Annotated in this window: 20 protein-coding genes and 1 tRNA gene; 10 read left to right on the top strand and 11 right to left on the bottom strand. The window is 56.1% G+C overall.

The window, feature by feature from the left end; translation table 11 throughout:
* Positions 1-27 precede the first annotated feature (27 nt).
* Positions 28-2,229, bottom strand: a complete 2,202-nt coding sequence (locus HDF08_RS18245; protein ID WP_257031266.1) for a winged helix-turn-helix domain-containing protein — start codon at positions 2,227-2,229, stop codon at positions 28-30.
* 236 nt (positions 2,230-2,465) lie between these two features.
* On the opposite strand from HDF08_RS18245, the gene HDF08_RS18250 reads away from it, so the two are divergent.
* Positions 2,466-5,948, top strand: coding sequence for an outer membrane beta-barrel protein (locus tag HDF08_RS18250; protein ID WP_179640122.1), 3,483 nt, complete (start codon positions 2,466-2,468; stop codon positions 5,946-5,948).
* 72 nt (positions 5,949-6,020) lie between these two features.
* Complete coding sequence (locus HDF08_RS18255) at positions 6,021-7,430, top strand: glycoside hydrolase family 30 protein (RefSeq protein WP_179640123.1); 1,410 nt, start codon at positions 6,021-6,023, stop codon at positions 7,428-7,430.
* Positions 7,431-7,485: 55 nt separating this feature from the next.
* Here the strand turns inward: HDF08_RS18255 and HDF08_RS18260 are convergent.
* A tRNA-Pro gene (locus HDF08_RS18260) sits at positions 7,486-7,562 on the bottom strand.
* Positions 7,563-7,655: 93 nt separating this feature from the next.
* On the bottom strand, positions 7,656-7,928 hold the full coding sequence (locus HDF08_RS18265; protein WP_179640124.1) for an oxidative damage protection protein: 273 nt from the start codon (positions 7,926-7,928) through the stop codon (positions 7,656-7,658).
* A gap of 31 nt (positions 7,929-7,959) precedes the next feature.
* On the opposite strand from HDF08_RS18265, the gene HDF08_RS18270 reads away from it, so the two are divergent.
* Entirely contained in the window at positions 7,960-8,442 is a 483-nt protein-coding gene (locus HDF08_RS18270; protein WP_179640125.1) for a hypothetical protein, read from the top strand.
* 61 nt (positions 8,443-8,503) lie between these two features.
* Here the strand turns inward: HDF08_RS18270 and HDF08_RS18275 are convergent, their stop codons facing one another.
* From HDF08_RS18275 to ychF, 4 genes are all read right to left on the bottom strand, one after another.
* Positions 8,504-11,194, bottom strand: coding sequence for a ribonuclease R family protein (locus tag HDF08_RS18275; protein WP_179640126.1), 2,691 nt, complete (start codon positions 11,192-11,194; stop codon positions 8,504-8,506).
* A gap of 36 nt (positions 11,195-11,230) precedes the next feature.
* Positions 11,231-12,049 carry a hypothetical protein gene (locus HDF08_RS18280; protein WP_179640127.1) on the bottom strand — a complete coding sequence of 273 codons (819 nt, stop codon included), beginning with the start codon at positions 12,047-12,049 and terminating at the stop codon, positions 11,231-11,233.
* Positions 12,050-12,155: 106 nt separating this feature from the next.
* Positions 12,156-13,418, bottom strand: coding sequence for a tyrosine--tRNA ligase (gene tyrS, locus HDF08_RS18285; protein WP_179640128.1), 1,263 nt, complete (start codon positions 13,416-13,418; stop codon positions 12,156-12,158).
* Positions 13,419-13,480: 62 nt separating this feature from the next.
* The gene (gene ychF / locus HDF08_RS18290; protein WP_179640129.1) at positions 13,481-14,578 is read right to left on the bottom strand and encodes a redox-regulated ATPase YchF; all 1,098 of its coding nucleotides are present in this window, start codon (positions 14,576-14,578) and stop codon (positions 13,481-13,483) included.
* A gap of 126 nt (positions 14,579-14,704) precedes the next feature.
* Between ychF and HDF08_RS18295 the strand changes: the two genes are divergently transcribed.
* The 5 genes from HDF08_RS18295 (at position 14,705) to HDF08_RS18315 (ending at position 18,845) form a co-directional block, all read left to right on the top strand.
* Entirely contained in the window at positions 14,705-15,727 is a 1,023-nt protein-coding gene (locus HDF08_RS18295; RefSeq protein WP_179640130.1) for a VWA domain-containing protein, read from the top strand.
* A gap of 54 nt (positions 15,728-15,781) precedes the next feature.
* Positions 15,782-16,321 (top strand): DinB family protein, encoded by a 540-nt coding sequence (locus HDF08_RS18300; protein ID WP_179640131.1) that lies wholly within the window; start codon positions 15,782-15,784, stop codon positions 16,319-16,321.
* A 509-nt stretch (positions 16,322-16,830) separates the two neighbouring features.
* Positions 16,831-17,370, top strand: coding sequence for a DinB family protein (locus HDF08_RS18305; RefSeq protein ID WP_179640132.1), 540 nt, complete (start codon positions 16,831-16,833; stop codon positions 17,368-17,370).
* A 105-nt stretch (positions 17,371-17,475) separates the two neighbouring features.
* Positions 17,476-18,219, top strand: coding sequence for a hypothetical protein (locus HDF08_RS18310; protein ID WP_179640133.1), 744 nt, complete (start codon positions 17,476-17,478; stop codon positions 18,217-18,219).
* A gap of 101 nt (positions 18,220-18,320) precedes the next feature.
* Positions 18,321-18,845 (top strand): DUF4136 domain-containing protein, encoded by a 525-nt coding sequence (locus HDF08_RS18315; protein ID WP_179640134.1) that lies wholly within the window; start codon positions 18,321-18,323, stop codon positions 18,843-18,845.
* Positions 18,846-18,919: 74 nt separating this feature from the next.
* Here the strand turns inward: HDF08_RS18315 and HDF08_RS18320 are convergent, their stop codons facing one another.
* The 4 genes from HDF08_RS18320 to HDF08_RS18335 all read right to left on the bottom strand — a co-directional run bounded on the left by HDF08_RS18320 (position 18,920) and on the right by HDF08_RS18335 (position 23,193).
* On the bottom strand, positions 18,920-19,243 hold the full coding sequence (locus HDF08_RS18320; RefSeq protein WP_179640135.1) for a hypothetical protein: 324 nt from the start codon (positions 19,241-19,243) through the stop codon (positions 18,920-18,922).
* A gap of 340 nt (positions 19,244-19,583) precedes the next feature.
* A complete protein-coding gene (locus tag HDF08_RS18325; protein WP_179640136.1) occupies positions 19,584-20,666 on the bottom strand; it encodes a DNA topoisomerase IB in 1,083 nt (360 codons plus the stop codon).
* Between the two features lie 101 nt (positions 20,667-20,767).
* Positions 20,768-22,261 carry an asparagine--tRNA ligase gene (gene asnS / locus HDF08_RS18330; RefSeq protein WP_179640137.1) on the bottom strand — a complete coding sequence of 498 codons (1,494 nt, stop codon included), beginning with the start codon at positions 22,259-22,261 and terminating at the stop codon, positions 20,768-20,770.
* A 29-nt stretch (positions 22,262-22,290) separates the two neighbouring features.
* Entirely contained in the window at positions 22,291-23,193 is a 903-nt protein-coding gene (locus HDF08_RS18335) for a sugar phosphate isomerase/epimerase family protein (protein WP_306459729.1), read from the bottom strand.
* 83 nt (positions 23,194-23,276) lie between these two features.
* Between HDF08_RS18335 and HDF08_RS18340 the strand changes: the two genes are divergently transcribed.
* Positions 23,277-24,026 (top strand): SGNH/GDSL hydrolase family protein, encoded by a 750-nt coding sequence (locus HDF08_RS18340; RefSeq protein WP_257031267.1) that lies wholly within the window; start codon positions 23,277-23,279, stop codon positions 24,024-24,026.
* Between the two features lie 190 nt (positions 24,027-24,216).
* The gene (locus tag HDF08_RS18345; protein ID WP_257031268.1) at positions 24,217-24,810 is read left to right on the top strand and encodes a hypothetical protein; all 594 of its coding nucleotides are present in this window, start codon (positions 24,217-24,219) and stop codon (positions 24,808-24,810) included.
* Positions 24,811-24,905 lie beyond the last annotated feature (95 nt).

Below are 24,905 nucleotides of genomic sequence, written 5' to 3' on the forward strand. Positions count from 1 at the left end.
GGGTGAATGAGAAGAACTAAAACCAACTCACTCGCCTAAGGCCTGAATAAGAGTAATGTGCCTTCCCGCATCGTGCTGATCGGTCAACAGAACGATCTTCCCATCCTGAGCGACAGTCAGGCCAGCGTAGACGGGAGGAGTCTGCTTGAGCATTGCGTACAAGGATGTGATCTTCGTATCGGGATTGAAGAGACGAATTGCACTGGAGGAGTCCCCGCGGTCGAGGTAGAAGATCCCCCGGGAAGTAATCTGCCAGTACCCCCAATAACCTGCGGATGGCTGCGTCAGGATCTGCGTCTCAGCTCCGCCAGTTGGTGGGACCCGCCAGATCCCGTCTTCATCGCCGCGGGTGTAATAGAGCCATTTGCCATCGGGCGATTCCTGCGGAACGATCCCATCTCCCGTGGTCACCGGCTGCGGGTCCCCTCCTGCTGCGGGTACTCGCCAGAGCTGCCAGCGGTCGCCGCGGTTAGAGCGAAAGTAGATCGACTGATCATCATGAGACCACCTCGGAGTGATATCGTTCGCATCCCCAAAGGTGAGCTGCTTTGGATGGCCCCCGGCAGCGGGCACGCAGAAGATATGCGAGTGACCTTCGGGACGTGAGTCGAAGAGAATTTTGTTGCCTTGGTTGGACCAGGAGGGGCTGCCGGTGAGCGGGCCAGCCATGAAAGTCAGTTGCCGAAGCTGATCCCCGGACTGGGAGGCAATCCATATCTCCTGATTGCCCGAGCGTCGGGACTGGAAGGCGAAGAAGCGCCCATCGGGCGAAAGGGCTGGGGCTGAATCTTGCTGGGTTGAGGTCAGAACAGAGTCGGACTGAACCGGAGTCTCCTTGCCTGAGCTCGGTTGGAGACGGAGAATGCTCCAGATGGCGGATCCTTGCGTGTAGGCTAACTCTCCGGCCTTCGGCCCCACCGCCGGCTGATACGCATCTTCCGTTCCCACGGGTAGGCGCTCGGGGAGCTTATCTTTCAGCCCGATCTTCCAAAGACCATACTTCCCGCCCCGGTTAGAGGAGAAGATGAGGAAGGAGCTATCCGCAGCCCAGGCGAGGCTGTCGATGTTCAAATGGTCATGCGTGAGCTGATGCAACTCGCCAGTGGCAGTCGACATGAAGTAGATGTCCCGAACGGCGGTTTCACTTGCCCGAGTAAATGCGATCCATTTGCCGTTGGGCGAGTAAGCTGGGTTCAGATCACCCTCCCAGCCCGCAGGTGGCGTCGTGATGGATCTGGTACTGAAGGTATGGAGATCAAGCAGGAAGATTGAGGAGTTTGGAGAGGTGCCGGAGTGGTCCGGATAGATCAATGAGCTTCCTGAGGGAGCCCAGGAGAGCGCGCCTTGCTCCCAATGGCTGGGTTCCTGCGGGATCAGTAGTCTATGTGGAGCCGCCTGCGAACTCACATTCGCAACCGAGAGGCTGAGACCATCGTTCGATCTAGCCAGATAAGCTATCTGACTCCCATCCGGCGACCAGGTGGGGCTGAACTGCTCGTTCTCGTCAGAGGTGAGCTGTTTTACCTCTTCCGTGCCAATGGTCTTGATATAAATCCGTCGAGAAGCCATATCTTCGGAGATCCAGACGAAGGCAACTTTTCTTCCATCAGGAGAGAACGCGGGCTGAATCTGCTCACCTGAGTAAGAGGTGAACTGGATCGTCCGAAAGGAGTTGGCGGCCCTGACCGATCTTCCCTTGCTTCTCTGGTAGGACCAAATGGCTATCAATGCACCCAAAATCAGCACCGCGATCAAGACGATCCACCCAATCCAGTAGCGATCACTCCACCTGGAGGTTTGCGATAGCACTGGGGGAGGCAAAGCAGCGTGGCTGAAGGAGGGGTGGATAGATGATAAGTCTTGAGTTTCGATGGGTAGCTCAGAGACCGGGGCTACGAGCCTGTAACCAACTTTGGGGATCGTCTGAATGAAGTGTGGCGTATGAGGGTCATCCTCGGTGATACGTCGCAGAATGGAGATACATCGGGTGAGGACGTCGTCGCTAACGAATGTGTCCGGCCAAACTGCAGAGATTAAGTCTTCCTTGGAGACGACACGACCATGCTGAGCTGAGAGTGTAAGGAGCACTTTCATGACTTTAGGTTCGATGTGGCGTACCACTTCGTCCCTTGTTAGAGAGTTGAGCTCGGTCTGAACTAGCCACTCTCCGACCCGAAACTCTGTCCAGCGTTCTTCCACCTCTGCCCCGACTTCCTTTAAATTGCTCATTCAAATATGCTTGTCGTCCCTCAGAAAACCCTCAGACAAGCATCACTCTCTCTTCAGGATCATCGCGTTGTCGTCTGCATAGGGTTCGAAACGCAATTAGTTGTTTGTTTTCAAAGGAAGCCAAAGTGAACCAATCAAAAAAATCATGCAGTCTTAATAGATTCGTTAATAGCGCTCCGAGTCGCACCTGGTTCCTGTCGGCAGAATGTCTGGCCGCTCATCCGCTGAACAGAGTTATGTTGGCCGCGGTGTTTATCCTACTGGCCTGCTGTTTCCCTGCCTTCGCGCAAGTCACTTCGGGCACTATTCTCGGCTCCATTCAGGATACATCGGGAGCCATTATCCCCGGCGCTAAGGTCACTGCTACTGCTTCGAATCTTGGCATTTCGCGGACGGTGAACTCAGCCGACAACGGCACCTTTTCGCTCTCTAACCTCCCAGCGACCACTTACAAACTCACGGTAACGGCAAAGGGGTTCGAAACCCTCGAAAAAGACGGCATCATTCTCAGCTCCGCCGATAAACTAAACGCCGGTACCTTCAGCCTCAAAGTCGGCGCCGAGGCCACAAGCGTCACTGTGACCGCAGATTCTGGACAGCTCCAGATTCAGGCGAACTCAGGCGAGAGGTCGGACCTCATCACTGGCAAGCAACTCAATGATATCGCTCTCAACGGCCGCAACGTTCTCGATATCATTCGCGTCGTTCCAGGCGTCTCGGGCGTAGGATCCTTCGGTGCCTCCGGAACGGGTGGCCTCACCTCGTACAGTGTCAACGGTACACGGCAAAATCAGCACGACTTCACCATAGATGGAGCTTCAAACGTCGATACAGGCGACAACGGCGGAACCCAGGTGACCGTCAACACCGACGCCATCGCCGAAGTAAAGGTTCTCACCTCGAACTATCAAGCTGAGTTCGGCAAGGCGGGCGGCGGGTCTTTCGTCGTCACCTCGCGCGGTGGAACCAATGACTTTCATGGCAACGCACACTACTTTCATCGCAACGAAGGTTTGAATGCAAACGACTATGTCAGCGATCAAAACGGGACCCCAAAACAGCTTTACCGGTACAACACGTTCGGCTACCAGATCGGGGGCCCGATTCTCAAGGATAAGCTCTTCTTCTTCTTCTCCAATGAGTTTTACCGTCAACTCGTGCCAGGCAGCCTCGACCAGTACCGCACGCCGACTCAGCTTGAGCGCCAGGGCGATTTTTCACAGAGTGTCGACAGCAGCGGCAACCCTATCCAGATCTTCAACCCAGCCACTGGCGCTCCATTCGCTGGTAACAAGATCACGCAGGCAGCTTTGACGCCTTCGCAGCAGGCCAGCTTCGCCCAGGTGCAAAAGATCTTCAGTCTCTATCCCCTACCGAACGTCTCCAATAACAATACCTACAACCGGCAGGACCCTCTCTCCTCGACCCATCCCCGTACCGAGTACATTGGTCGCGTTGACTACCAGATTTCGCCGTCCGAACGCATCTTCGTTCGGTATATCAACAACCAAGATACCCAAACTGGCCCTATCGGTTCGTTCGGTGGCATCTTGTGCGGTGGCTCGCTCCAGTTTGCAGGTGGTTGCACCGACAAGCAGCCTGGCTGGAATCTCTCGGTCGACCTCACCAGCACCCTGAGACCGACGTTGCTCAACGAGCTCACCGTCGGCCCCAGCGTGTATCACTCCAATATCGACGGCGTGAATGGCAATATCACCGTCGGTGCGAATAACATTAACCTGCCTCTGCTGTATCCGGTCACAAGTGATACTTCGATTCCGGACTTCGGATTCAGCGGCAACGGGCAAAACTATCCCTCTACCTACTTAGGTTCGACGCCGTGGCACCAGGCGACCACGACCATCACCGCAAACGATAACCTGACATGGAGCCTGCACAGTCACACGGTCAAGTTCGGCGCCTTCTATCAGCGCGCTCGCAAAGACCAGATCAGCTACGGCAACTCGAACGGCCAGTTCAGCTTCGGCAACAATTGCACTGGATCGCTGGGTTGCCTTAACTCCAGCTCCTCAAACAGTGGATCTCCCTTTGCTAGTGCCCTGATCGGTTCCTTCTCAAACTTCGACCAGTCGAGCGCTCGGCCTACAGGCTACTTCCGTTATAACCAAGTAGAGTTCTACGCGCAGGATACATGGCAAGTCTCGCCTCGTTTCACTCTCGACTACGGACTTCGTTTTGCCTACATTCCGCCGCAGTACGACGCTAAAAACCAGATTGCTCTCTTTACGCCATCTGCTTACAACCCCGCCGATGCAGTCTCTATCGATACCGGTGGCAACATTATTCCGAACTCCGGCAATCGACTCAATGGCATGACCTACGCCGCCGATGGAACGCTGCCGAAGGGCGGATGGAATAGCCGCGGCATTATGTACGAGCCTCGCCTTGGAGCTTCTTACGATATCTTCGGCGACAACAAGGGTGTTCTTCGCGGCGGCTTCGGTATCTCGCACGACCGTGAGCAGGGCAACCTGATCTTCAATACCGTCTTCGGCAACCCATCTCTTGTAACTACTCCATCCGTCCCTTTCAGCACCATCCCACAGATACCTACGGCTGCCCAGGCAAACTCCGGTGTGCTCAGCGGTATCTACGGTGCGGACGTAAACGGTCAGGTTCCAACTGTCTATAGCTACAGCCTCGGCATCCAGCGAGAGATCCTTCATGAAACCACTCTCGATGTAGCCTACGTAGGCACCCAGGGCCGCCATCTGGTCACAGCTCGTGACCTTAACACGATTCCGTACGGCACAACTTTCACCCGTGCTGCACAGGATCCAAGCCAGTTTGCCGGCGGTGTCGTTCCAACCGTCGAGCCGAACCTTCCACCCGAGTACGCCGCCGCTGGATACGCCTTCAGTGGACGGTATGCCTACACGCAGAACTTCCTCTCTCCGTACAAGGGCTACGGCCAAATGGAGTATTACAAGTTCGACGGAACCTCGAACTATAACTCGCTACAGGTCTCGGTGCAGCGGCGCTTTGCCCGTGGTCTTACCTTCGGCGGCGTCTACACTTGGTCCAAAACACTCACTACCTCCAGCGCAGATGAGAGCTTCGTCGATCCCTTCAACCCGCGCAAATACAGCTACGGTGTCGCGAGCTACGACCGTCCCAACATCGGCGCAATCAACTACGTCTATGATCTTCCTAACCTTGCCCGTCGCTTCAATGGACCTCACTGGCTCAGTTACGTTACCGATGGCTATCAGCTCTCCGGCCTCGCCAACATAATGAGCGGCCAGCCAGTACGGAACTCCCTCTACTCACCTGCGAACCAGGTCACTGGCGGTTCACAGTACAGCAAGACGCCTCCTGCATGGGTGGGTGTCGATCACCTTGGCAACCTGATTCTGCCTACTATTGGGCAGCCTAACTTGGGCGCACCCGGCAGCCTCCGTCAAGGCGGCATGGTCACCTGGGACTCTTCTATCTTCAAGAACTTCGCCATCGGAGAGGCAAGCAAAGGCCGTTCCATCCAGCTTCGCGGCGAGTTCTTCAACGTCCTCAATCATCCGAACATCCTGACACGCGACTACAACGCAAACGTCACGCTGCCAACCTACAATGCAAATGGAACCTTTACGCCGCTCTCTATCGCGAAGGACACCAACTGGGGTCAACCCACTGCTGCTTTCGGAGCAGCTGGTCCCGGTGGCCCACGCGTTATCCAGCTTGCCGCAAAGGTTTACTTCTAAACGAATTGCATCATCCGGGCTATCGCCGAAAACGATAGCCCGATTTTTTATCTCTGCTTCCCGAGGAATTTTGTGCTCTCTCGCGCGCATCGCTACGCCTCTGCTGTTTTGCTTATCGCATCCAGCCCCTTGTTCTCGCAGACTGTACGGTCTTACATATCTACATCCGATCTCTCCCGTGCTCTTGAGGCGCAGCCTATCCTGTCGTTCGCGCCCGCAAGCAGTCCGGCGCCTCTTACGATTAGCGTAGATGAGAGCAGCCGCTTCCAGACAATGGACGGCTTCGGCATCTCTATGACGGAGGGCTCTGCATGGTTGCTCCACGAGCGGATGCCCCCAGCGATGAGCCGCGATGTGATGACGAAGCTCTTCGATCCCTCTAGCGGAATTGGCCTAAGTTTTGTTCGGCTCCCTATCGGTTCTACTGATCTATCGCTCAATCACTACAGCTACGACGACATGCCCGCAGGACAACAAGACACCGAACTGCACCACTTCTCAACCACGCACGATGAGGCGTATGTCTTCCCCATCATGCGAGAGGCACTGAAACTCAATCCGTCCATTACCGTCATGGCCACACCATGGAGCGCTCCTGCATGGATGAAGACGCATGATTCCATGATCGGCGGTTCTCTTCGCGAAGAGGACATGTCTGCTTACGCAGAGTACATCGTGCGATCGCTGCAGTCCTTTGAGAAGGAAGGCATCCCGGTGAAATACTTGACAGTGCAGAACGAACCACTACATGAGACAGAAGACTTTCCCGGAACCTTGATGCTTGCGGATCAGCAGAAGCATTTGATCGGCCATTATCTCGGGCCCGATCTACGTCGCATGGGCCTGCGGACGCAGGTGCTTGCCTACGATCACAACTGGGATCATCCGGAGTATCCACTTGAGGTGCTGTCGGACCCTGCGGCCGCTCCCTTCATGGCTGGGTCCGCACTGCACTGCTATGGAGGTGAGCCAACTGCCCAGAGCGTCATTCATAATAAGTTTCCCGACAAAGGAATATGGATGACGGAGTGTTCCGGTGGGACGTGGCAAAAGAAGGCTCCATTGGAGGTTACGGCTCACCTACTGATTGACTCTACCCGCAATTGGGCCAAGGCAGTGGCACTCTGGGGCATTGTGTTGGATACCGACCACAACCCACATGCGGGCGGCTGTGGGACGTGTCGGGGATTGGTTACGTTGGATACGAATAAGATGAGCGTTTCCTACACTGGGGATTTTTACGCGTTGGCACAGGCTAGCAAGTTCGTCCATCCCGTGGCAACTCGTATCGATTCAACATCCTTCGGGAGTGACAGTCTCGAAAGCGTGGCTTTTCAAAACGTAGACGGATCAATCGCCTTGCTGGTCTTGAACAATCGAAGCGACGCGGCAACATTCGACGTGAGTTGGAGAGCCAGTACCTTCCACACGTCGCTACCACCTGGAGCGCTTGCAACTTACATGTGGTCTCTGAAGCACTAGCCATTCCACCCGATATGTGGCCAACATGATTTTCGAATGGTCAAATTTGGAAAAATGGTCGGGACGACTAGATTCGAACTAGCGACCTCACCCACCCCAAGGGTGCGCTCTACCAGGCTGAGCCACGTCCCGACTATGGTTTGCACGTCAGCCCAGGAGGGTGACGGCGGGGGTATGTTGCAGTCCTAAGTGTACACGACCGGCCCGGTTTTGAGGTCAGGGAGACTATGTCGTCGGCGCCACAAACTCCTTCGGCAACGAGCCCCCCTCACCAAAAAAGAACTCGTTCATCTGTTCAACAAGAAATTCCTGCGCCTCTCGTGTCCACGGCTGCAAGCGATACTCATTCAAAAGCATCTTCTGCCGCTCTACCCATTCGCCCCACGACTTTTTCGAGACGTTCTTGAAGATCTTCTGACCAAAGTCCGAATCGAACGGCGGCTCATCCAGTCCTTCCATCTCAGTCTTGAATCTCGTGTCGAACACCATGTGTGCCATTCTCTAACTCCTTTGGAACTTTTATTCTACGATGCCGTACGAATTATTGCGCAGCATCCAATACCCCATGACTATCGCTTACGACGTAGTGATGGCAGCCGGAGCAGCAATGATGGCAGGCAATGAGTTCGCCATTGCAGCTTTTTGTCCATCTCAATTTGGAAGATTGAGTACCAGAACGCACGCTGAAGCTGCCGCTTCGATGGGAGCAAGCCTCGGAAAGGGGATGCCTTTCTGGTACGCCCTCTTGCTCCTGTTCCTCATCGGTGCAGCGTTCGAGCATCGCCCAATTTCACACGGCTTTGAAGCTCATTGCGTATGCCGAATCTCTCTGGGCCGCACCATCACCTTCACCGTAACCATGCTCGTGCCGATCAATAATCGTATAGCGAAGATGATACCGCGCGTCCCTACGACGGGTTGGCTCAAAGATCGCGTACATTGGGATCTTCTTCACCGCATACGGGTTGCGGTGCTAGTAGTATCTATTCTTCTGCTCCTTACGGCTTATTGAAGTCGGCTTGCTAAAATCTCCTCAACCAGCTTCTGATTTTGACTTGTGTGAAGGCCGGCGCCTAACGCCGTTTACCCCTCGATTTCTTATTTCGTTCCCGAGCCTTTGACTTCGTCTTGCCCTTCTTCCCCGAACGGCTAGGACTGGAGTGAGGCCGTTCTCCGTTTGCACTGGCAGCGGTCTTCGATTTACGAGGCGCACGCAGAACAGACTCCCCTTCTCCAGGCAGCAGCGCGAATTGCAGCCGCCGCTGCTGACGATCTATGCGATCCAGCAGCACGTGCACCCGCTGCCCCATCTTGAACACACGGCCATTGCGGGTTCCGACGATTTGTCTGTCTGTGTCGCGAAACATGTAGCGATCGTCTTGCAGTGAAGTGAGAGGCACTAGCCCTTCAATGAAGAGGCTGTCCAGTTCCACAAAGAAGCCGTACTTCGTGCAGGAAAGTATGATGGCGTTGAAGTCTTCACCCACACGGTCTTGCATGAACTTGATCTTCTTCCACTCGATCAGCTCACGCTCTGCATCATCGGCCCGTCTCTCGGACTGGCTTGACTCCGCAGCAATCGCACCAAGCTCAGCCTCGGGTATCGGCCCTTCTAAAACCGATCGTTCAGATTTCTCGGAAGGCCCTTTAACCCGTGCCTCTCCCCACGGCTGAGGAGAGTTGGACAGAATCGCCGCCCCCTGGGTATCTACACCGCTTCGAATGAGCTCCCGCAGCAACCGATGCACGATCAAATCCGGATAGCGCCGGATCGGGGAAGTGAAATGAGTATAGCTGGGACTTGCCAGCGCAAAGTGTCCTACATTCTTTTCGCTGTAGCGCGCCTGCTTCAACGACCGCAGCATGAGGTACGAGAGTATCCTCTCCTCCGCTTTTCCCGCAATCTTCGCCGTCAACTTCTGATACATCTGCGGCGTTACCGGAATCGACTCCGCCACCTCATGCGTCTTCGTCTGCCTGCTAGTCCCACGCGCATCACGCCGGTCGCCCTTCGTTTGAATCCGTTTTACAGGCAGGCTGCTGAAGCCCAGAGAGTAACCAAATTGGCTCGCCGTCTCTTCAAAATCGACAATCCGCTTCGGGTCCGGAACCTCGTGAATGCGATACACGCTTGCCACACCTTGGGACTCGATCCAGGTCGCGACACATTCGTTCGCCGACAACATGAACTCTTCAATCAATCGGTGCGACCACCCGCGCTGTGACCGTACGATCGCCTCCATGTTTCCATCTGGATCAAATTGAATCACCGGTTCGGGAAGATCGAAGTCAATCGATCCGCGGCGATGCCGTTTCGCATTGAGCTTCAGCGCCAACTCATACATCCGTTCGAACTCCGGGACAAGTTCGGCAAACTCCGACCGCGTCTCGACGTTGCCATCAATTACGCCCTGAATCTGTGTGTAAGTCATTCGTTTGACGCTGCGAATGATTCCCTCACAGATCTCGTATCCCAACACCTCGCCGCGCCCATCGATCTCCATGACGCAACTCAGGACCAGGCGATCCTCATCGGGTCGAAGACTGCACATGCCGCTTGAAAGCTGAGACGGGAGCATTGGAATCGCACGGTCTGGAAAATAAACAGACGTCCCCCGCAGGCGAGCCTCGAGATCAAGTGCCGTACCTGGTCTCACATAATGACTGACATCTGCGATATGAACCTGTAGCTCCCAGTTTCCATTCGACAGCGGCGTTACCAGTACCGCGTCGTCGAAGTCCCGAGCAGTCTCCCCATCAATCGTTACGATGTTCAGTCCACGAAAATCCCTGCGCTGCCTGATTTCATCGGTGTCCAGCGTGGCGACAGTCTGTTCTGCAGACGCCGTCGCCTCGGCGAGCACGTTGGCAGGGAAGACATGCGGTAAATGATGTTTACGGATAATGATTTCCACATCAACCCCGAAAGCATCCGGTGGCCCTAAGACTTCAATGATCCGTCCGCGCGCTGGCCTTCCAACAGTTGGAAAATCGGTGATCTCCACATCGACAGCAAGCCCTTCGAGTGGCCTATGCGGGTCTAGCTCTTCCGACCAATGAGATTGTTGCGCCACTGCTTCTTCACCTAGAACGCGATGTGGCGTCTTCTTCGGCGCTGAGGCAATCTCTGCACCCTCCGGAATCAAAATCGCCTGCGTCATCCGTTCATCCAACGGCGTAATGTAGTTTCCGTTGATCATGGGAGCGCTCTCCCAAAGGCCTCCCCCGCGATGCGTCTTCGCATAATGAAAGATCCCTACTACCGTGGGATTTCTTCGATTCAGTACCCGGGCAATTCGGCCTGACCTCCGGCCATCTCGACCCGGAGGCGCTTCATCCACCAGAACTTCGTCCCCTTGCATCGCACCGTTCAGCTCATTCGGTGGGATGAAGAGGTCATCGCTTCGATCCACGCTCCCATTGGGCCGCACAAATCCGTAGCCATCTCGATGCAGATCCAGCCGCCCCGCCAGCAGCTTATCCCGCGTGGCCCGATGCTCCACCGGCATCTCGACACCACCACGCTTTACACGTTTCGTCTTCTCCGGCGTTGCCGTTGGCAGACTCCACTGCTCACTATCAACCTTCACCAACTCTCCCCGCGCCGTGATCCGCGCGAGTTGCTCTAACAACAACCGACGCTCACGTCCACCGCTCAATCCCAGTTCACGGATCAGCTGCTTGTACCCAGCCCGATGGCCCGGAGAGCGCTCAATCAACCTCATCAACTCGCGGTCAGTTTGTGGATAGGGTGTATGTGCCATCGTCTCCGAGCATACAGTCACTATTCTTTTTCTTCACTAGAGCGACTTCGACATCTCAGCCGCTTGCTCCAGCGTGGTTCCGTGCGGCATCTGCGTGAAGTCAGTCTGGATCTCGTCCTGCTGCTGTCCGATGTTCTTGAAGAACAGGGCCTTCCCTTCGATGTGCACGTGGGTCTCGGTGATCTGCCAAAGACCTGGTGCAACTTCTCTGCGCTCTACGCGGAAAGTCCCTCCCTGACGCAGTCGTCCCAGAAGTCCCCAGCCGATGGTTACGTCTTCCGTCAACTTTCCACTGATCGTTACGATCCTGTTCTGCCCTTTATCGACCACCAGTTCGCCAGCCATCTGCCCCAGCACCCGTCCTTGCATGTCCGGCGGACTAAACTTCGGATTCGGCTCGAAGTGCAGCGTCATAATCTTCGCATCTTCGCTCTGCACCCCCCAGGTGAATGCCTCCGGAAGCATCCTCAACAGCTCTTCAGCATTCTTGCCGTCCTGCACTCCGTCCTTTTTCTGCTTCGCAATCTGACTTGAATCGTGAATAAACGTCTGTACTCGTGCGTCCTCAATTCCTGCCTCTGAACTGTTCAGCGGTCGCCCATTCTTGCTGATCAAACGCTTTACCGATCCGTGGTCAGTCTCCACCACAATCGAAACCGTATCTGTGCCATCCTTCTGTGCATCACGATACTTCCACCGCGAGTGGTCGTTCAAATCCGCCGACAGTTCCGCCTGCATGGCTTTTCTGACGATCTCCTTAGGCTCGGGAAGGCCCTGCGCACCCGAAGGTAGAAGCTCCGTCAACAAAAACCCCGCCGTCACGATCGCCCGCAAAAAGAACTTCGAACTCTTCATAGACCCCACATCCTATAAGATGCAGATTCTTCAATAATGTTAGCGCTACCTGATCTAGCAGTAAGTACCGTCTACAGCGGGTGCACGACCTCTGCCCCTTACGAGCTTAGCTCACCCACTCCACTCGAATGCTTTTCTTACCTAGCCGCAATGTATGCGAGCTACCGGCCTTCACACCCTCAAGCGACTTGCCGCTATACTTCTCGCCGTCCACACTGACTGCATTCTCCGCGATCTTGCGCGTCGCTTCTCCTGTAGAGGCAGCAAGCCCAGCAAGCTGCAAGAGCTTCGGCAGACGAACCGCCGAACCATCTTTCGAATCAAGCAGAATAGCGAGTCCGTCAGCACCAAGGGCAATCTTTATCGCCGGCACGTCTTCGCTAATCCCGCGTTGCTGAAACATCTTCGCCCAGCTCTCAGCCGCCGCGTCCGCCTCTTGCTTTGAATGAAAATCTTGAGTAATCGTCCATGCCAGATTCTTTTTCGCCTGCATCGGATGGAGCGCCCCGGCGACAACATCAGTCTGCATCTGCGCAATCTCTGAACCCCGCAGATCCGTGAGCATCGTCCAATACTTCCACATCAGCTCATCGGAGATCGACATCAGCTTTCCATACATCTCACCCGACGGCTCATGTACACCGATTGCATTGCCTAGCGACTTCGACATCTTCTGGACGCCATCCAACCCCTCGATAATCGAGGTCATCAGCACTATCTGCTGGGATTGCCCGAAGTGTTTCTGTAAATCGCGCCCTCGCATCAGATTAAACTTCTGATCGGTCCCACCCAACTCCACGTCGCACTCCAACGCCACAGAGTCGTAGCCCTGCGCGATCGGATAGATGAACTCGTGAAGCCCAATCGGCTGCTCTTCGCTAAAGCGCTTATGAAACTCCTCACGTTCCAGCATCTGCGATACCGTGAACTGCGCCATCAACTTCACCATGTCGTAGTAGCTGAGCTTGTCCAGCCATTCGGAGTTGTATCGAACCTCGGTCTTCTCGGGGTCGAGAATCTTGAACACTTGCTCTTTATAGGTCTCCGCATTGGCCGCGATCTGCTCCCGCGTCAGCGGCTTGCGAGTTACGTTGCGCCCGGTCGGATCGCCGATCAATGCAGTCGAATCGCCGATCAGGAAGATCACCGTATGTCCCAGAGCCTGAAAGTGCTTCAACTTTCTAAGCAGAACGGTATGTCCCAGGTGCAGGTCTGGAGCAGTCGGGTCAAACCCCGCCTTGATCCGCATCGGTACTCCAGTAGCAATCGACTTGGAAATGCGCTCTTTCAGTGATTCCAGCGGAACAATCTCCGCGGCACCTTTAGTGATCAAATCAAGCTGGTCCTCAAGCGAAGCGAACGTAGGCATATCCCTCAAGTATAAAGACCAGAATGTGACTGGCACCAACCTTAGGTCAACTAATGACCACGTTAGACGTTGAACTTGAAAAAGAGAATGTCACCATCTTTGACAACATATTCTTTACCTTCGGAACGGAGTAAACCTTTTTCCTTGACGGCCTGTTCGCTGCCATATTTGAAAAGGTCATCGGAGGCGTAGCAATCGGCTTTGATAAATCCTTTTTCAAAGTCCGAGTGAATGACGCCTGCTGCGCCAGGTGCCTTCGTGCCGCGACGGATAGTCCAAGCTCTAACCTCCTGGACGCCCGCCGTGAAGTAAGTAATGAGATCGAGGAGACGGTAAGCAGAGTGAATAAGCCGGTTGAGACCGGGCTCTGAGAGGCCCATGTCTTTGAGAAACTCGTCGCGCTCAGTAGGTTCTAACTGCGCAATCTCCGATTCGAGTGCGCCGCAGATACGCACTACCTGGCTGCCCTCTTCTTCGGCGCGCTTTTCAACTGCAGCAGTGTACGAGTTGCCTTCGATGAGACCTGACTCGTCGACGTTTGCAACGTAAAGCTGAGGCTTCGCCGTGATGAGAAAGAGTTCGCGGGACAGGAGCTTTTCTTCTTCGGTAAGATCCGCGGTGCGGGCGGGTTTACCAGCATTGAGAGCCGCCAGAAGTTTCTGCAGCATGGCGTGCTCAGCCTTGATCTTGCTATCACTCGATGCTTTCGCAGCGCGCTCGACTTTTGTGTTGCGCTTTTCAACAGTATCGAGGTCGGCGAGCAGCAGTTCAGTGTTGATGATATCGATGTCATGCAGTGGATTGACTCCGCCGGCCACGTGGATGACCTCAGGATCGTCGAAGCAACGAACTACGTGTGCGACGGCATCGGTGGCGCGGATGTGGCCCAGAAACTGGTTGCCGAGGCCTTCCCCTTTGGAGGCTCCTTCAACGAGTCCTGCGATGTCGATAAACTCCATAGAAGTAGGTACGAGAGACTTGGGCTTGATGAGATCGGAGATTTTGGCCAGTCGCTCATCGGGCACGGTAACAACACCGGTGTTGGGGTCGATCGTGCAGAAGGGATAGTTGGCGGCTTGCGCCTTGGCCGAGGTAAGGGCGTTGAAGATCGTTGATTTTCCGACGTTGGGAAGACCAACGATTCCGCAGTTCAATGGCATTATGCTGTTTCCTTGCTGCTGGCTTGAGTACGAGGCTGTTTCGGCGTCGTGTGTGTTCTTTATAGGATACCTTTTTTGCTAGTTTTCCCGTGCCGATAGGCCGCTGGCTCGTCTAAATGAGACACCATGCAGTTGAGACTTCGAGTATTCGTTACTTTCGTTGGTGTTTGGACCAGCGCGGCATTTGCGCAGACTACGCTGCATACCACTACGACGCTGGTGGTTGTGCCGACGCTGGTGCAGACTCCAGGCAAAGAGCTGGTGTATTCGCTGAAGGCGGATGATTTTGTGCTGACGGATAACGGAGTTCCGCAGAAGGTGACGTTGGAGGAGGAGACGCAGAGGCCGCTATCGCTGGTAGTGCTGATACAGACCAGTGGGGATGCGCGGGGGCAGTTTCCGAGTTATGCGAATCTCGACACGATGCTGGGTTCGCTGATAGGTGGGGCGCCGAACGAGGTGTCGATTGTGAACTTCGACAGCAAGCCAGAGGCGGCGTCCCCGTTTACGTCGAATGTTGCGGAGTGGGGGGAGGCGATCGATCATCCGGATGTGGGAGATAAAGGGGCGGCAATCTTCGATGGAATTTCGTTTGGATTGGATCTCCTGTCGAAACGGCCTATCCGAAATCGGCGGGCGATTCTGCTGATCAGCCAGGAGCATGACGATGGAAGCAAGGCCCCGATGAAAGATATCGTGCGTGAGCTGGGAGAGACGAATACTGCGATCTATAGCGTGACTTTTTCAGCAGAGAAGACGGCGGCGCGGCAGGCTTTCAAAGATCCAGCGCATCTGAATCCGCCATTGCATGTTGGGGAAGGCGATTACCAGGCTTACTTCAATTTGAGTGAGCCGTTGCGGCTGATCTTTGGCGCGATGCGGAAGAATACTTCGGCGGAGTTGGCTACGTTGTCCGGGGGAGAGTGGACTAGCTTCGACAATCTTGGGGAGCTGACGCAGGACCTAGGCGTGCTGACGAACCATCTGCACAACAGCTACGTGCTTAGCTTTACACCTACATCTGCGGCCCCTGGGCTGCATACGATCAGCGTGCGGCTAGCGCGGCATCCGGAGATGCTGGTTTCGGCCAGAAGCAACTACTGGGCGGCGGAGGCTGAGAGTAACAAACAACGAAACTTTGACAAATAATTTCGGCGTGTCTCAAGAGGCGCGGATAAGCTAAAGGTACGAGGTGAGAACAAGATGCGGCAGATACTTTCGATGTGCGTGATAGCAGCGTTATTTGTTTCTGTGGCGATGGGTCAGACGCCGGCGGTTCCAACTGGACCGACCGGGCCTGCAGCTGAGGTACAACGTGGTTATGCGGCTCAGAAAGGTAACATCCTGAAGTCCGCCGATAAGATGCCGGAGAGCGACTACCAGTTCAAGCCGACGCCTGAGGTACGAACCTATGCGCGCGTGGTCAACCATGTGACAGAGGCGCAGCTCCGTACATGCGGCGCGGTAAATCGCACAGCGGCCGCCGATCTTGCGAAGGTTCCAGCGGATACTGCAGATAAAGCAGCCATCGTCGAAGGACTGAAGGCCTCGTTCGCAGAGTGCGATAAGGCGTTCGCCGCAGTAACGGATGCAAATCTGGGCGATATGTTTGAGGTGTTCAACGCGAAACGATCGCGCATCGGGATCATGTGGGGAACAGTGTCGCATGACAACGAACAGTACGCGACGCTTGCGCTCTATCTGCGATTGAAAGGACTGGTGCCACCGACCAGCGAGAAATAATCCTGGGCCGTTGCTGCGCAGTCTTAAAGCTGAGCAGGCAGCAAGTGATATGTGTCCCTGCAACACTCCGTATGCCTCTTACGCTGACCGTGATCTCTCTTGGCCGTCCGCTCCCGGTTGCCAGTTGCAACCGGGAGGGGGTCCCCCCCCCATTACCTGCATGTAAGTCCAATCAATACAGCTAGTTAGCGGGGGTAACCAGCTGCAAAATATTCATTCCATGGAACTTACTTGCAGATTATTCAAAACAAAGGAGAAAGCCCCGGACACTTTCGCGGGGCTTGCTTTTTCTACCTTGTACTTCAAGTATAGCTGAACAGAGATAACTCATACGCCACGTGAATCTCCTTGTCTGACGCGGGTTTTCGGTTGTCTGGGGCTTGACACGGTTTTGCATGCGGCGCGAATAGCCTGGGCGCAGCTTTTTGTACTACCTCCGCCGTAGAATGATCCCTTCAAGTGGGATCAACAGTTGTCGATGCGCTAAATCATGGTCCAGGGAGAGCTTTATGAGGCGAGTTCTGGTTAGTCTGATGGTGTTCGTTGTGGCTTCGTCTATCTTTGCGCTGGGGCAGCAGGAGAAGCCGATGACGCTGAAGGCCGTTCTGCTGGAGCAGCTGCGGACGACGCACAACAAGGCGGAGTGGTTCGTTCCGGCGAATACCGCGGTGGCGGGGCTGACTCCGGCACAGGCAAGCTGGACGGACAAGAGCGGGAATCATTCGGTGGGACAGCTGGCGAATCATCTTGTCTTCTGGGATCGAGATATGCTCGCGAAGTTCAAGGGTGAGACGCCGGCGAAGTTCGATGGCAACAATGACGAGACGTTCAACAACTTCGACGCCAAGAGCTGGGACACGACAGTAAAGCAGCTGGACCAGGTGATGACCGATTGGGAGAGTGCGGTGGAGGCGGCAGATGACGCGAAGGTCTCGCTCTGGGCCTCGAGGATCGCGCATGTTGGCACGCACAACGCGTATCACATCGGGCAGATGGTCTACGTGCGGAAGCTGCAGGGCGTATGGGATCCGAATAAAGGCGTTAAGTAGCTAGTCATGCAGTCGATATAGCGAGCCCTCTCTACAACGGAACACTCACAGACCGCATCTCTCTGTGGTGGGCTCCCGACTGCAAATGAACGTGAAGGTGTAAAGATGAACCGAGGTCTGAGGATTGCGGTAGTTTTGGCTGGTGGCCTGGCTGCGTTGATGCTGGCTGGGTGCGGAAAGCACGAGACAGCGCAGGCTACAGCGGTTCCGGCCCCGGCGATGAAGCCTGCGCCGCCTACACCGATCGAGGTGAAGAAGGAAGAGGTGGGTGGGCCGACGTGGGATCCGGAGTGGGACAAGATTGTTGAGTTAGCGCTGCCGCCGGCGATGCTGTCGGGGCAGGTGCCGCATGATGTGAAGCGCTTCTGTCCGGCGTTCTACGGGATGGCGGAGGACGACAAGCGGGCTTTCTGGGCTTACTTCTTTCAAGCTTTGGCTGGTGCAGAGGCAGGCCTCGAGCCGACGGTTCAGGCCAAACATGCCCAGCCGGAGATGGCGGTGAAGGATGAGGTGACGGGGCGGCCGGGCCGAACCTCGGGTCTGCTGCAGCTTACCTATGAAGACCAGAAGCGGTATGGGTGCGACTTCGACTGGGAGCGGGATAAACAGTTGAAGGTGGGTGATCCGGACAGGACGATTCTGCAGCCGAAGAACAATCTTGAGTGCGGCGTGAAGATTCTGGATAAGCAGATTATCGAGAAGCATAAGGCGCTGCTTTCCGCATCGGGGTACTGGTCGACGCTCCGGCCTGGGACGGTGAGCTATCGGGTGTTTGCGAAGCAGATGACGAATGTTCCGGCGGCCTGCGCAGTGCATAACGCGCGGAAGACCGTGGATGGAACCCGCTGAAGAGGGAGCGCTCCTTATTTGTGACGCTGACTGTACAGGCTTTGCTAAGATAGCCGCGTTCGGTAGTTCATCCGTTTTCTGCGTTTGGAGAGGACGAACCCATGAAGTCAAGCGCGAAGATTCTTTTGCTGGTGGCTGTTACCTTCCTGTTTCCGCTAATTGGTCATTCGCAGTCGGTGGTTGTGGACTGGGACCACAACATCAGTAACTTCTCAGACTTCAAGACTTACGCCTGGGTAAAACCGACGCGTCCGACATCGAATCCCCTGATGGACCAGCGAATCGTTGCAGCGATCGACAGCCAGCTGGCAGAAAAAGGTATGAGGAAGGTCGAACAGTCTCCTGATGTGTTTGTGACCTATGGCGCGGGGGTCTCGCAGCAGCATCAGGCGGTGGCAACGGGGATGGGCGGCGGATGGAGGCGGGGTGGTGGCATGGCTACGGTGAACCAATATGTCACCAATGTGGGGACCTTGGTGGTGGATATCAACGACGGGAAGACGAAGGAGCTGGCCTGGCGTGGGGCAGCGAAGGACACTCTGTCCGATAAGCCGGACAAGAACAGCCAGAAGATCGATAAGGCTGTAGCGAAGATGTTCAAGAAGTATCCACCGAGCGGAAAGTAGACGATTGAAATGTCCATCTTCGCGTTAAGGAACGGGCAAAGATGGACGCTCTCAGTTGGTAAGTTGCGGATTGGTTACTCATCATCTTCGTCGTCACAGATGCGTGCTACAACAGCTTCGTGAAAGCCAGCACCTACCTTGAAGCCGGCTGGCTTCATCGGTCCGGTAGCGAGGTCGATGGCGAGGTCCTCCATCTGCTTCCAACTTGGCTTATTCTTGTCGTAGAATCCGGTGCAGTCGTAGATGAGGAACGGAACGATGATATTGGGTTGGACTTCGTTGCACATTGTGACCATCTCCGACTCTCGGTAGCCGGTCATGATGTGCGCGTAAGAGCACGTTTTGTAGAGCGAATCCGAACCAATCGGAGTTCCGCCCTTGATGTATGGCTTGCCCATGGCGAGCCTTTCTTTCTAACCAGCGCGTGGCTGGATTATTTGCGGGCGCAGCTTCGTGGGTACGCAGTAGCGTCCGTGACAGTGGACTACTCGTTGAAGTGGAGAGACAGATCTCTCCTGAGACTTCATCGAAGTTTATTTGTGAGAGCGAGTTGTTGCGTAGGATCGTCCGCTAGCGGCTATTGGCAGGTGAGAAGCATGGCCCGGCGATCGCCGCAGAGATAGTTTGTCTCTGGGGATCTACGCATCGTGTTGTGCGATTTTGTGTTCATCGGGCTTCTCCTACGCTTTGTTACTTTGCCAGTTACGAATTGAAATTGCAAGAAGTTTTTGAGCAAAATCAAGCAACTGCACGGTCGACCTGGCGACGCAGAACATCCAGAAGAGCGGACTCCTGTTGTCGTAGCTCGTGGGAGGAGTCAATGTCTTTCTCTTCGATGGTGCGTTTAACACTCTTCAGCATCGCTCCGCTCATATAGGAGTCGAGAACTGCGGGGTGCACGTAACACTTTCTACAGACAGATGGTGTGTTGCCGAGTCGCGCGGCGACGGATTTGATTGCCTGAACTACGTTTCGCTTAGCTTGCGTTTCGGATTCGAATGCCTCGAACTCATGCAGCAAGTCGCAAGCCAGTACGCTCCCGGCCCAGGTGCGGAAGTCTTTTGCGGTGAAGTCCTGCCCCGCGATCTCGCGGAGATAGTCATTGACGTCGGATGAATCGATGGAGTGCTGAGTACCATCTTTGTCGACGTACTGAAATAGCTCATATCCGGGTATGTCCTGACACCGTTGGACGATCTTTGCGATGCGGCGATCAGTTATGTCGACGGTATGTTTGACTCCGCTCTTACCCTGGAAGTTGAAGGTTACGGTAGCGCCCTCGACATCAACGTGTTTATTTCGCATTGTGGTTAGGCCGTAGGAGTGGTTTTGGCGAGCGTACTCCTCGTTGCCGACGCGGATGAGGGTTGTCTCCATGAGACGAACGATGGTGGCCAAAACCTTTGGACGAGGCAGACCGGGTGTTGAGAGGTCGTGTTCTACCCGCTCCCGGATAGCTGGCAGGGCGGCTCCGAAGACGACCATGCGCTCGTACTTGGTCTCGTCGCGGACTTCGCGCCAGCGGGGATGGTAGCGGCTCTGCTTTCTCCCCCTTGCGTCGCGACCGGTGACCTGGAGATGTCCTTTTGGATTAGGGCAGATCCATACCTCTTTCCAAGCTGGAGGGATGACGATGGACTTGATGCGAGCTAAAGTCTCGGCCTCATGCACAGGGGTTCCATCGGCGTTGAAGTAATGAAAACTTTTGCGCCAGGGTTTGCGTTGAATTCCGGGTTTCGTGTCGGTGACGTAGCGCAGACCTGCTGCTTTTGCTGACTCCTCAGGATCGGTGACTATTTGTAGCTGTTTCTTTCGCGGCATCGGATGTCTCGGGGTTCCGTCTGGGGGCTTTGGATGCAGTTTGCGAACGGTGAGAGCTTGAGGCTTATGCCGGAGTTTTGATGGTACGGAAGACACGGCCGCTAAGGGTAGATGCGATTGAGGGTCCGGGCGAAGGGGATGGTTTCGCGGACGTGGTCGAGGCCGCAGATCCAGGCTACGGCGCGCTCGATGCCCATGCCGAAGCCGGCGTGGGGGACGCTGCCGTACTTGCGCAGGTCGAGGTACCACTGGAAGGCGGCGAGGGGCAGGTCGTGCTGCTCGATGCGGGATTTGAGGAGGTCGTAGTCGTGGATGCGCTGGGAGCCGCCGATGATCTCGCCGTAGCCCTCGGGGGCGAGGACGTCGACGCAGAGGGCCTTGGTGGGGTCGAGCGGGTCGGGCTGCATGTAGAAGGCCTTGAAGGCGGCGGGGTAGCGGTGGATCATGACTGGCTTGGAGAACTGGCTGGAGATGTAGGTCTCGTCGGGGCTGCCGAAGTCGTCGCCGTACTTGTGGGGGGCTTCGAGCTTGCCTTCGGCGAAGGCCTTTTCGAGCATGGCGTGGGCTTCGTCGTAGCTTAGGCGCGGGAAGCGGTTGGGGGTGCCAGCCGAAGTTTGCGCAGTCGCGCCGGAAAGGTTCTGAACGGCTGTGCCGGGTTCAGCATCCTCGGGGTCCTTCGCTGCGCTCAGGATGAGGGCCTCATTTCGGGGGGCCTCGGGAGAGTCGGGTGCGATGACGGCTTCGAGTTTGGCGATGTCTTTGCCAATGACTTTAAGGTCGGCGCGGTGCGACTCGAGGACGCGGGTGACGATGTGGGTGATGAAGGCTTCGGCGAGGTTGAGGAGGCCGTCGAGCTCGAGGAAGGCGACCTCGGGTTCGATCATCCAGAACTCGGTGAGGTGGCGGCGGGTCTTGGATTTTTCTGCGCGGAAGGTGGGGCCGAAGCTGTAGACCTTGCCGAGGGCGAGGGCGGTGGCTTCGATGTAAAGCTGGCCGGATTGGGTGAGGTAGGCCTTGTCGTCGTCGAAGTAGTCCATCTCGAAGAGCTCAGAGGTGCCTTCGCAGGCGTTGGGGGTGAGGATGGGCGGGTCGGTGCGGATGAAGCTGTTGGTGTCGAAGTACTCGGCTGCCGCGCGCATGATAGTGGCTCGGACGCGCAGGATGGCGGACTGGCGCGGGGTGCGGAGCCAAAGGTGGCGATGCTCCATGAGGAAGTCGACGCCGTGCTCTTTGAGGGAGATGGGGAAGGGGGTGTCTTCGGGGACGCGCTGGAGGACTTCGATGCTTTCCACGTCTAGTTCGTAGCCACTGGGGGCGCGGCTGTCGGCACGGACTTTGCCGGTTACGGTGAGGCTGGATTCCAGGGTTAGTTCTTTGAGCGTGTTGAAGACCTCTTCGGAGACGGCGGCCTTGGGGACGATGCCCTGAATGGTGCCGGTGCCGTCGCGAAAGATGGGAAAGAGGAGCTTGCCCGAGGCGCGGAGGTTGTAGAGCCAGCCGCGGAGGGTGACGGTTCGGCCTTCGTGAGCGGAGAGGGAGGCGATGGTGGCGAGTGGTGCGGAGGTTGTGCGGGCAGTGGTTACAGATTCGCTCATTGGTTCCTTATTTGTACTTGTCACAGGTACTAATTATTCGCCGCTGCTTCGGTGGTTCGCCTGAGGAGGTCGAAGGCTTGCGTGGCTTTGGTGATTGCGGATTCGGGGGTCTCTTCAAGTTCGTGGGCGATCTCGAGGATACCGGGGGTGTTGGCTGGGAGGGAGGCGATGTGTTTTGCGACATTTTTCCAGTCGATACTCAAACTTCCGGGACTCGCGGTGCCGGGCCAGAGGTGATCGTCCCTCTGGCCGAGGTTGTCGTGAAGGTGAAGCTCGGCGATGCGGGGCTTGAGAAGCTCAAAGGCTTCGTCGATACCCTTATTGGGCTGGCTACCGTCGGGGGGTGCTGAAAGATGCGCGTGACCGACGTCGAGGGTGACGCCTACGCGGTCGAAGTGGCCGACCTTGAGGATCTCGAGGAGGTGCTCGGGTGTGGTGATCTCGTTCTGGAGATTTTCGAGCAGGATGCGGACACCGAGGGGGTGGGCGAAGGCTTTGAGGTGCTCGATGGCGGTGAGGGAGTTCTCGAGGGCGCGGAGGTTCCAGGCGTCGTCCTTGTAGCCAAGATGAAGGGTACAGGCGGAGATGGGAATTTGCTCGGCGGACTCGAGGGCGCGCTTGACCTCGTCCATGGCAGCGATGCGGCGGGACTTTTCGGGGTCGATGAGGTTGAGATTGGGGGCGACGTGGCGGGACCACTGGGCATCGGCGCGGTCGCTGATGTAGAGGGGCTGGTGAAGGGTGGCTCCCACGCCGGTCGAGTTGAACCAGGTGGCGATGTCCCGGACGGCGGCACGGTCGGTGTAGTCGAAGTGGTGGCGGGCGGCGAAGATCTCGATGACCTGAGCGCCGGATTTGTGCAGGGAGTCGAGCAGGCCTGGGTGAAGACGCTGGGGCAGGAAGACGTGGGTGGAGATTCCGGGTTGCATCATCTCTTAAGGTACAGCAGTGGAAGCTCAAAGACATCGAAGGAGTTCGGCAGGGGTCGGCTAGAATCGGACCGACGGGGGACGAGATGAAGACTTCGACATGGGCGCTCGTGGGGTCTATGGCGCTGATTACCGCTACTGGGTGCACGCCGATGGTGGCTCGGGTGGAAAGGCCGGAGGATGTGGAGATCATGCGGGCGAAGCTGGCGGATTGGCCACAGCTGGGGCGATACCGTGTGGACAATGCGACCCTTGAACCGGTTCCTGCGGGAGAGCAACGGATTGTATTTTATGGGGACTCGGTTACGGACTTCTGGGGTCGGCGCGAGGACACGGGGGAGTTTTTTCCTGGCAAACCTTATATCAATCGGGGCATCATCGGACAGACTACAGCTCAGATGGTGTTGCGGTTTCGGCAGGATGTGATCGATCTGCACCCGGACGCGGTGGTTATTCTAGCGGGGACAAACGACATCGGGGTAAAGACGGGGCCAATGACACCCGAGATGACCGAAGATAACTTCCGTTCGATGGCGGAGCTGGCAAAGGCGAACGGAATTCAAGTGATTCTGGCGTCTATTACGCCGACTCTGGACTATCCCTGGAGGAGAGGCCTGGCTCCAGTGCCGAAGATCAAGGCGCTGAACGACTGGCTGCGGGAGTATTGCGTGGAGCACTCGTTGACGTACCTGGATTATTACTCGGCTATGGTGGACGCAACGGGAGGAATGAAACCGGGGATAAGCTTCGACGGGTTACATCCGAACGCGAAGGGGTATGCGATTATGACGCCACTGGCGCAGGCAGCGATCGATAAGACGCTGGGTCGTCGATAACGCGGACTAGCGGTCCAGGGTTCCACCAGCGACGATCCTGTTGAAAAAGTCATGCTCCGGTTGGATGCGGCCGATAAAGGAATTCTCTGCGACTTTCGTGGAGTTTTTGTGTGGTGCTGCCCGTGCTGTGATGAGTGAGGTTAGTTTCGGATGGACTTCAACTTTGCTGAGAGAGGGTCGTACGAAAACTATGCGCTGGCTTGGTGTTTCTTCTCTGTTGGTTCTCTCTGGGTTGGGCACTGATGCCTACAGCCAGCAAGCAGTTGCGCCGGCATCTCGGCCCGCACTGGTTGCGCGGATGGAGATAGCACCTACTCTTGTCACTCGTGTGTTAAGAGGCCCGGATGCTTCCGGCAAGTACAAACTGCGTGAAGGCATGGATCTAGTCCTGGCATTCTCGCGTGATGTGAGTTCGAAGACGGCGGTAGAGGGTGACCCCGTCAGGTTCACGCTGGTCGACGATCTGAGGGTCAGTGGCGTCGTGGTGGCGAAGGCCGGATGCAAAGCTGTCGGCGAAGTGGCCAGAGCAGAGCGGCCCCGGATGATGGGAAAGGCTGGCGAGCTAGACATTAGCCTCGACTACCTGAAGGTTGGAGACGAAAAAGTAGCGCTGCGGGGCACGAAAGACAAAAAGGGAGAGAGTGGCACAAGAGCAGCGGTGGTGCTGACGGTGCTGTTTGGCCCTATCGGCCTGATCAAACACGGGAAAGATGTCGATATTAAGCAGGGGCAATCGCTGCACGCTTTCGTAGCGGATGATATCTCGCTGCCGCCTATTTCGTAATGTCCCATTCGAACACGTTGAGGATAGCGATGGTGCGGAACCATGAGGCGACGTTCGCGGGCTGCGGCTCGGGCAATGTAGCTAAGTGACGGCGG

Source organism: Tunturiibacter empetritectus, from assembly GCF_013410875.1.
GTDB lineage: Bacteria > Acidobacteriota > Terriglobia > Terriglobales > Acidobacteriaceae > Edaphobacter > Edaphobacter empetritectus.

What these genes read in the sequence shown, in the direction of transcription:
- HDF08_RS18245 (WP_257031266.1), bottom strand. Translation starts at nt 2,229, where the DNA reads ATGAGCAATTTAAAGGAAGTCGGGGCAGAGGTGGAAGAACGCTGGACA.
- HDF08_RS18250 (WP_179640122.1), top strand. Translation starts at nt 2,466, where the DNA reads ATGTTGGCCGCGGTGTTTATCCTACTGGCCTGCTGTTTCCCTGCCTTC.
- HDF08_RS18265 (WP_179640124.1), bottom strand. Translation starts at nt 7,928, where the DNA reads ATGGCACACATGGTGTTCGACACGAGATTCAAGACTGAGATGGAAGGA.
- HDF08_RS18270 (WP_179640125.1), top strand. Translation starts at nt 7,960, where the DNA reads ATGCCGTACGAATTATTGCGCAGCATCCAATACCCCATGACTATCGCT.
- HDF08_RS18275 (WP_179640126.1), bottom strand. Translation starts at nt 11,194, where the DNA reads ATGGCACATACACCCTATCCACAAACTGACCGCGAGTTGATGAGGTTG.
- HDF08_RS18280 (WP_179640127.1), bottom strand. Translation starts at nt 12,049, where the DNA reads ATGAAGAGTTCGAAGTTCTTTTTGCGGGCGATCGTGACGGCGGGGTTT.
- tyrS (WP_179640128.1), bottom strand. Translation starts at nt 13,418, where the DNA reads ATGCCTACGTTCGCTTCGCTTGAGGACCAGCTTGATTTGATCACTAAA.
- ychF (WP_179640129.1), bottom strand. Translation starts at nt 14,578, where the DNA reads ATGCCATTGAACTGCGGAATCGTTGGTCTTCCCAACGTCGGAAAATCA.
- HDF08_RS18295 (WP_179640130.1), top strand. Translation starts at nt 14,705, where the DNA reads ATGCAGTTGAGACTTCGAGTATTCGTTACTTTCGTTGGTGTTTGGACC.
- HDF08_RS18300 (WP_179640131.1), top strand. Translation starts at nt 15,782, where the DNA reads ATGCGGCAGATACTTTCGATGTGCGTGATAGCAGCGTTATTTGTTTCT.
- HDF08_RS18305 (WP_179640132.1), top strand. Translation starts at nt 16,831, where the DNA reads ATGAGGCGAGTTCTGGTTAGTCTGATGGTGTTCGTTGTGGCTTCGTCT.
- HDF08_RS18310 (WP_179640133.1), top strand. Translation starts at nt 17,476, where the DNA reads ATGAACCGAGGTCTGAGGATTGCGGTAGTTTTGGCTGGTGGCCTGGCT.
- HDF08_RS18315 (WP_179640134.1), top strand. Translation starts at nt 18,321, where the DNA reads ATGAAGTCAAGCGCGAAGATTCTTTTGCTGGTGGCTGTTACCTTCCTG.
- HDF08_RS18320 (WP_179640135.1), bottom strand. Translation starts at nt 19,243, where the DNA reads ATGGGCAAGCCATACATCAAGGGCGGAACTCCGATTGGTTCGGATTCG.
- HDF08_RS18325 (WP_179640136.1), bottom strand. Translation starts at nt 20,666, where the DNA reads ATGCCGCGAAAGAAACAGCTACAAATAGTCACCGATCCTGAGGAGTCA.
- asnS (WP_179640137.1), bottom strand. Translation starts at nt 22,261, where the DNA reads ATGAGCGAATCTGTAACCACTGCCCGCACAACCTCCGCACCACTCGCC.
- HDF08_RS18335 (WP_306459729.1), bottom strand. Translation starts at nt 23,193, where the DNA reads ATGATGCAACCCGGAATCTCCACCCACGTCTTCCTGCCCCAGCGTCTT.
- HDF08_RS18340 (WP_257031267.1), top strand. Translation starts at nt 23,277, where the DNA reads ATGAAGACTTCGACATGGGCGCTCGTGGGGTCTATGGCGCTGATTACC.
- HDF08_RS18345 (WP_257031268.1), top strand. Translation starts at nt 24,217, where the DNA reads ATGCGCTGGCTTGGTGTTTCTTCTCTGTTGGTTCTCTCTGGGTTGGGC.